Origin of the sequence: Microbacterium sp. NPDC056736, from assembly GCF_042790415.1 — a bacterium.
In the GTDB taxonomy this organism is placed as follows: domain Bacteria; phylum Actinomycetota; class Actinomycetes; order Actinomycetales; family Microbacteriaceae; genus Microbacterium.
The window spans coordinates 995,000-1,001,896 of the sequence record NZ_JBHTZE010000001.1; the positions used below are offsets into that span (position 1 = coordinate 995,000).

Annotated in this window: 6 protein-coding genes; 4 read left to right on the forward strand and 2 right to left on the reverse strand. The window is 72.2% G+C overall.

The window, feature by feature from the left end; all coding sequences use genetic code 11:
- Window positions 1-18: 18 nt before the first annotated feature.
- Both hydA and ACFRAL_RS04485 read right to left on the reverse strand, forming a co-directional pair.
- Window positions 19-1,461 (reverse strand): dihydropyrimidinase, encoded by a 1,443-nt coding sequence (gene hydA / locus ACFRAL_RS04480; protein WP_378880172.1) that lies wholly within the window; start codon window positions 1,459-1,461, stop codon window positions 19-21.
- 33 nt (window positions 1,462-1,494) lie between these two features.
- Window positions 1,495-2,343, reverse strand: a complete 849-nt coding sequence (locus tag ACFRAL_RS04485; protein WP_336393582.1) for a nitrilase-related carbon-nitrogen hydrolase — start codon at window positions 2,341-2,343, stop codon at window positions 1,495-1,497.
- 294 nt (window positions 2,344-2,637) lie between these two features.
- Between ACFRAL_RS04485 and ACFRAL_RS04490 the strand changes: the two genes are divergently transcribed.
- The 4 genes from ACFRAL_RS04490 to ACFRAL_RS04505 all read left to right on the forward strand — a co-directional run bounded on the left by ACFRAL_RS04490 (window position 2,638) and on the right by ACFRAL_RS04505 (window position 6,848).
- Window positions 2,638-3,819, forward strand: a complete 1,182-nt coding sequence (locus ACFRAL_RS04490; RefSeq protein ID WP_378880175.1) for a sensor histidine kinase — start codon at window positions 2,638-2,640, stop codon at window positions 3,817-3,819.
- Window positions 3,816-4,454, forward strand: a complete 639-nt coding sequence (locus ACFRAL_RS04495) for a response regulator transcription factor (protein ID WP_336393580.1) — start codon at window positions 3,816-3,818, stop codon at window positions 4,452-4,454. The genes ACFRAL_RS04490 and ACFRAL_RS04495 overlap by 4 nt, the downstream gene beginning before the upstream one ends.
- A 97-nt stretch (window positions 4,455-4,551) precedes the next feature.
- Window positions 4,552-5,370 (forward strand): ABC transporter ATP-binding protein, encoded by an 819-nt coding sequence (locus ACFRAL_RS04500; RefSeq protein ID WP_336393579.1) that lies wholly within the window; start codon window positions 4,552-4,554, stop codon window positions 5,368-5,370.
- A 95-nt stretch (window positions 5,371-5,465) separates the two neighbouring features.
- The gene (locus ACFRAL_RS04505) at window positions 5,466-6,848 is read left to right on the forward strand and encodes an FtsX-like permease family protein (protein ID WP_336395004.1); all 1,383 of its coding nucleotides are present in this window, start codon (window positions 5,466-5,468) and stop codon (window positions 6,846-6,848) included.
- Window positions 6,849-6,897 lie beyond the last annotated feature (49 nt).

A 6,897-nucleotide genomic window follows, 5' to 3' on the forward strand; every position in this document is an offset into this window, starting at 1 on the left:
CCGCTCGATCGCCGGGAATCAGATGAGGTACTGCGAGAGGCCGCGCTTGAGGAAGCGCCCGTCGCCCTTGGAGCCGTGGTACCGGCCGCCGTCGACCACGACCTTGCCGCGGGAGATCACGGTGTCGACATGCCCGTCGATCTCGTAGCCCTCCCATGCGGAGTGGTCCATGTTCATGTGGTGCGTGCGGCCCTCGCCGAGGCCGATCGACGTGTGGCCGTTCGGGTCGTAGACGACGATGTCGCCGTCGGCGCCCGGCTGGATGACGCCCTTCCTGCCGTACAGGCCGAACATGCGCGCGGGTGTGGTGGAGGTCAGCTCCACCCACCGCTCGAGCGTGATCTTGCCCGTGACGACGCCCTGGTACATCAGGTCCATGCGGTGCTCGACCGAGCCGATGCCGTTCGGGATCGCGCGGAAGTCGTCGAGACCCAGCTCCTTCTGGCCCTTCATGCAGAACGGGCAGTGGTCGGTCGAGACCATCTGGATGTCGTTGGTGCGCAGCGCCTGCCACATGTGGTGCTGGTGGCCCTCCTTGCTGCTGCGCAGCGGCGTCGAGCACACCCACTTGGCACCCTCGAACTGCCCCCACTCCTCGCTGAGCGCGCCCAGCTGCTCCTCCAGCGAGAGGTACAGGTACTGCGGGCAGGTCTCGCCGAACACGTTCCAGCCCTGGTCGCGCGCCCAGGCGATCTGGTCGACGGCCTGCTTGGCGCTCACGTGCACCGTGTACAGCGGCGCGCCCGTGAGGTTCGCCAGCATGATCGCGCGGTGCGTGGCCTCCTCCTCCATCTGCCAGGCGCGCGCGATGCCGTGGTAGTACGGCGCCTTCTTGCCGGCTTCGGCCAGCTGCGCCGCGAGCACGTCGATCGCCGGGCCGTTCTCGGCGTGCATCATCGTGAGCAGGCCGGTCTCCGCCGATACCTGCATGGCCTTGAGCACCTGCGCGTCGTCGGAGTAGAACACGCCGGGGTAGGCCATGAAGAGCTTGAAGCTCGAGACGCCCTCGTCGAGCAGGCCCCGCATCGCCGCGAGGGAGTCGTCGTCGACGCCGCCGACGATCTGGTGGAAGCCGTAGTCGATCGCGCAGTTGCCGGCGGCCTTCTCGTGCCACGCCGCGAGCCCGTCCTGCACGCGCTCGCCGTAGCGCTGCACGGCGAAGTCGATGATCGACGTCGTGCCGCCCCACGCGGCCGCCCGCGTCCCGGTCTCGAACGTGTCCGACGCGTTGGTGCCGCCGAACGGCAGCTCCATGTGGGTGTGCGCGTCGATGCCGCCCGGGATCACGTACTTCCCGGTCGCGTCGATGACCGTGTCGACGGATGCCGCGACATCCGTGCCCAGCAGCTGCGAGCCGGGCGCGAGCACGGCTGCGATGGTCTCGCCGTCGATGAGCACGTCGGCCTCGCCGCGTCCCGTCGCCGAGACGACGGTGCCGCCCTTGATGAGTGTCGTTGCCATGTCAGTCCTCCTGTGGCCGAGCCTGTCAGGCCCTCAGGGCTTCGCGATCTTCGTGTAGGAGTCGGGCCGGCGGTCGCGGTAGAACTGCCAGTCGTCCCGCATCTCACGCACCATGTCCATGTTCAGGTCGCGCACCAGCAGCTCCTCGTGGTCGCCGGATCCGCGCTCGCCGACGAAGTTCCCGCGCGGGTCGATCACCTGGCTGGTGCCGTAGAAGTCGACAGCGAGGTCGCCGTACTCGTTGTCCTCGCGCCCCACGCGGTTGGGCTGCAGCACGAAGTACCCGTTCGCGACGGCCGCGGCGGGACCCTCGACCTCCCACAGCCGGTTCGACAGCCCGGGCTTGGTCGCGTTCGGGTTGAAGACCATGTGCGCGTCGTTCAGTCCCAGCTCGCGCCACCCCTCCGGGAAGTGGCGGTCGTAGCAGATGTACATCCCGACGCGTCCGACGGCGGTCTCGAACACCGGGTACCCGAGGTTGCCCGGGCGGAAGTAGAACTTCTCCCAGAACCGGTCGAGGTGCGGGAGGTGGTGCTTGCGGTACTTGCCGAGGATGCTGCCGTCGGCGTCGACGAGCACCGCGGTGTTGTAGTAGACCCCGGTCTCGGCCTCCTCGTAGATCGGCAGCACCGTGACCAGGCCCAGCTCCTTGGCCAGCGCGGCGAACCGCTGCACGATCGGCCCGTCGGCGGGCTCGGCGAAGCCGTAGTACTTCTTGTCCTGCGTGATGCCGAAGTAGGGCCCGTAGAACAGCTCCTGGAAGCACACCACCTGCGCACCCTGCGCCGCGGCGTCCCGGGCGAAGCCCTCGTGCTTGTCGAGCATCGACTCCTTGTCGCCCGTCCAGGTGGTCTGCGAGATCGCCGCGCGTACCGTCGTCATCGTGTCTCCGTTCGTGAGCCGGCGCTCGCCGGCTCGTCGTCCGCGCCCCCGCGGGGGCATCCCTCGGGCTGGGACCGACGGGTCCGATCGATGGGGCGGCCCCGCACCACGATCCTGTCGACTGCACGTTTCCCGTCGGTTTCGGCCTGTGACGCGACAGTAAAGCCTCACCCGGTGCCGCGCAATGGTGGGTCCAGCAGACCTTATGGATACATCCGGCGGAGGATGCCGTCGCGGCCGCAGGTACAGCGCGGGACGGATGCCGCGCCCGCTGGTCTCCCGTAACGTGAAACGGTGTTCCGCCGCCTGAAGACGTACCAGCTCGTCGTCGACGTCTCGCTGGGCGTGCTCTTCTTCCTCGCGGCGTGGCCGATCGAGCACGTCGTCACCGGCGCGACGGGCTACGGCGCGCCGCTGCAGGGGACGTTCCCGGCGCTCGAGGCGTTCGTCATCGCCCTGTTCTTCGGTGCGGCGCTCGCCGTGCGCCGCCTCTCACCGGCGCTCGCTCTGGGGCTGGCGTGGGCGGGCGCACTGCTGCAGATGGGATTCGGGCGCCCGCCGGGCTTCGCCGACGTCGCGATCTTCGCCGTCCTGTACGCCACGGCGGCCTATGGCGGCTCCCGCGTCTATTGGGCGGGCCTTGTCTCGGCGCTCGTGGGCGCGCTGGTGATCACCGTCTACCTCGCGGCGGGGCCGCTGTACTCCGACGGCCTCACCTGGCAGACGCTGCCGCTCGCGCTGGTGATGCTCGTGGCGGCCGCCTTCGCGCTGGGCCTGGCGTGGACGATCGGCGCGCTCGTGCGGACGGCGGTGCGCGCGCGGGAGAACCGCGAGGCGCAGCAGCGGGCCGAGGCCGAGGCCATCGCCGAGCAGGAGCGCGTGCGCATCGCGCGCGACATGCACGACGTCGTCGCGCATTCGCTCGCGGTCGTGGTCGCCCAGGCGGACGGCGCACGCTATGCGGCCGGATCCGATCCCGCGGTCGTGACCGAGGCGCTCGCCACGATCGCGAGCACGGCGCGCTCCGCCCTCGCCGATGTGCGGCTGCTCCTCGGGCAGCTGCGCCACCGTCAGGGCGACGGCCCGCAGCCGACGCTCGCCGACCTCGAGGAGCTCTACGCGCAGGTGCGGGCCGCCGGCGTGCGGCTGCGGGTCGACGTCGATCCGGCACCGCCCGGGGAGCCGCCGGCCGCGGTCCAGCTGGCCGTGTACCGCATCCTCCAGGAGGCGCTCACCAACGCCCTGCGACACGGCGCGCCCGGAGGCCCGGTCGACGTGCGGCTGGCGTGGCTCGCCGACCGTGTGGAGCTGGGGGTGCGCAACCCGCTGCCGCCCGGCCCGCGCACGCCGAAGGCGGGGCACGGCCTGATCGGCATGCGCGAACGCGCCCAGCTCGCCGGCGGCCGGCTCGACGCGGCGGACGAGGACGGCGCGTTCGCGGTGACCGCACTGATCCCGATCGGAGGACTCGCATGATCCGCGTCGCGCTGGTCGACGACCAGGCGCTCTTCCGCGCCGGCATCCGCATGCTCGTCGATTCGCAGCCCGACCTCGAGGTGGTCGCCGAGGCGTCGGACGGCCGCGAGGCCGTCGACGCCGTGCGCCAGACCCGGCCCGACGTCGTGCTCATGGACATCCGGATGCCCGTCATGGACGGACTGGCCGCCACCGCCGAGCTCCTCACCGACCCCGAGCCCCCGCGCATCGTCATGCTCACGACGTTCGACCTCGACGAGGCGGCGGCGCGGGCGATCCGGCAGGGTGCGAGCGGCTTCCTGCTGAAGGACGCCGACCCCGAGTTCCTCCTCGCGGCGATCCGCACGGTGCACGCGGGATCGGCCGTGATCGCGGCATCCGCCACCCGGGAGCTCTTCGCAAGATTCACGGATGCCGCCGCCCGCCCGGTCCCCGCCGCCTACGGCGAGCTCACCGAGCGCGAGCGGGAGATCTTCGCCCTCGCCGCGCGCGGCCTGTCCAACGCCGAGATCGCGGCGCGGGAGTTCCTCTCCGAGGCGACGGTGAAGACGCACATCAGCCGCATCCTGACCAAGCTCGCCCTCCGCGACCGGGTGCAGCTGGTCGTCTTCGCCTTCGAGCACGACCTCGTCTGACCGGCGGGATGCGGCGGGGAGGATCATCCCGGGGATGTAGACGGATGCCTCGCCAGGCGGACGCGCGCGACACCAGGCGCTTCCTAGCGTCGAGGACATGGAAATCTCTTCGACCGATCTGGGCCTCGCCGCCCGGGTCCACCAGCTCACCAAGACCTACGGCACCGGCGAGAGCACGGTCCGCGCACTGGACGGCGTGACCGTCGGCATCCGTCGCGGCGAGTTCACCGCCATCATGGGCCCGTCGGGCTCGGGCAAGTCCACGCTCATGCACATCATGGCCGGGCTCGACGCCCCGACGTCGGGCCGGGCATGGATCGGCGACACCGACATCACCGGCCTCAGCGATCTGGAGCTCACGATCCTGCGCCGGCGGCGCGTCGGCTTCGTCTTCCAGGCGTTCAACCTCGTGCCGACCCTCGACGCGCTGGGCAACATCCTGCTGCCGTTCGACCTCGACGGACGCCGTCCGACGACGCTCGAGCGGTCCCGCATCGACGGGCTCGTCGAGCGCCTGGGGCTGACGAGCAGGCTTCGCCATCGGCCGCACCAGCTCTCGGGCGGCCAGCAGCAGCGCGTCGCGATCGCGCGCGCCCTCGCAACGGCGCCCGACCTGGTGTTCGCCGACGAGCCCACCGGCAACCTCGACTCCCGCTCGGGCCGCGAGGTGCTGGCGCTCCTCGCCGCCGCGAGCCGCGACCAGGGCCAGTCCATCGCCATGGTGACCCACGACCCGGTCGCCGCCTCGCACGCGGACCGCGTCCTGTTCCTCGGCGACGGCCGCATCGTCGCCGACAAGCCCCGCCAGAGCGCGGAGGAGATCTCGGCGTACATGCTGGCCTCCGAGCTCGGCGCGGCGGCGCCGGTGGCGGCGGCGCCGGTCGCCGCGGCTCCGGTCGCGGAGGCCGCCTCGTGAGCGCCGTCGCAGCGCCGACGGCGGAGCGCACGCCGGCGACCCGCGGGGCCGTGGCCGCGGCCGCGGCGCCTCTCGGATGGCTCCGCGAGCGGGGCATGGGCGCGAGCATCCTCGTCGCGGCGATCTCGAGCGCGTTCGGGGCGATCCTGCTCAGCGCGACCGGGTTCATCGCGGCCGTCCTCCGCGCCGACCCGTTCATCGGCGACAGCGGCACGCTCGCCGCGGTGCTGGGCATCATGAGCGTCCTGCTCATCGGCGTCGCCGTCTACGTCGCTGCCATCGTCACTGCCAACACGTTCGCCACGGTGATCGCCGGCCGCACCCGCCGGATCGCCCTGCTGCGGCTCATCGGCGCATCGGCGCGGTCGCAGCGCGCCGAGGTGGCTCGGCAGGGTCTCGCGGTGGGCATCGTGGGCGCGCTGCTCGGACTCGTCGGCGGCACGCTGGTGTCGTGGGCCGGGGTCGCCCTCGCCGTCGGATACCTCGGCATCGACGGCGTCCAGTACGCCGTCGTCCAGCCGGTGCTGGTGGTCCCGGCGACCGTCGTCGCCCTGACCACGTGGGCCGCGGCGTGGGCGGGTTCCCGCCGCGTGCTCACCGTGACGCCGCTGCAGGCGCTCGGCGGGTCGGTGGAGGCATCCCACGACGCGTTCGCGCGCCGCGGCCCCCGCAACGGCGCCGCCGTGGCGCTGTTCGCGATCGGCGGCGCGCTGCTGGTCGCGGGCATCGCGCTGGGCCTGCTCAGCCCCCTCGGCGTGGTGATCGCCTTCTTCGGCGGGATCTTCTCCTTCACGGGGCTCGCACTGGGGGCGACCCTGGTCATGCCGCCGGTGCTGCGGCTCGTCGGCAGGTGGTTCGGATCGTCCGCGACCGCCCGGCTCGCGGCCGAGAACGCGCTGCGCTACCCGGAGCGCTCCAGCCGCATGGCCATCGGCGTCGTGATGGGGGTCACCCTCGTGACGATGTTCGCCGTCGCCCTCGAGACGGTGAAGGCGGTGCTCACGACGTCGGCGGGCGGCGACGCGCCCGACGAGCTCACGACGCTGCTGGACACCTTCGCGGGGATCATGATGGGCCTGGTCGCCGTGTCGGCCGTCATCGCGGCCGTCGGGCTGGTCAACCTCCTGACGATCGGCGTCGTGCAGCGCCGCCGTGAGCTCGGGCTCCTCCGGGCGCTGGGCGTGTCGACGGGTCAGGTGCGTCGGATGGTGCTGCTCGAAGCGGCGCACATCACGATCGCCGCCACGGTGACCGGTCTCGTGCTGGGGATCGCGTACGGCTGGGCGGGCGCGCAGTCGCTCCTCGGCTCCGTGCCGATGCCGCCGTCGTTCTCGGCGCCCACGCTGGTCGCGCCCGCGGTGCCGTGGCTGCCCGTGGCGATCATCGTGGCCGCCACCGCGGTGCTCACCCTCGTCGCGGCGGTGGTGCCGACCCGGCTCGCGACGCGGGTGGCGGCGGTCGAGGCGCTCGCCGAGTGAGGACGGAGGCCGCGGCCCGCGCGCGCGGGCCGCGGCCTCCGTCCTCACT

Bases quoted from the DNA above. Each gene is read 5' to 3' on its own strand.
- ACFRAL_RS04485 (WP_336393582.1), bottom strand. From the start codon at position 2,343: ATGACGACGGTACGCGCGGCGATCTCGCAGACCACCTGGACGGGCGAC.
- ACFRAL_RS04505 (WP_336395004.1), top strand. From the start codon at position 5,466: ATGGGCGCGAGCATCCTCGTCGCGGCGATCTCGAGCGCGTTCGGGGCG.
- hydA (WP_378880172.1), bottom strand. From the start codon at position 1,461: ATGGCAACGACACTCATCAAGGGCGGCACCGTCGTCTCGGCGACGGGA.
- ACFRAL_RS04495 (WP_336393580.1), top strand. From the start codon at position 3,816: ATGATCCGCGTCGCGCTGGTCGACGACCAGGCGCTCTTCCGCGCCGGC.
- ACFRAL_RS04500 (WP_336393579.1), top strand. From the start codon at position 4,552: ATGGAAATCTCTTCGACCGATCTGGGCCTCGCCGCCCGGGTCCACCAG.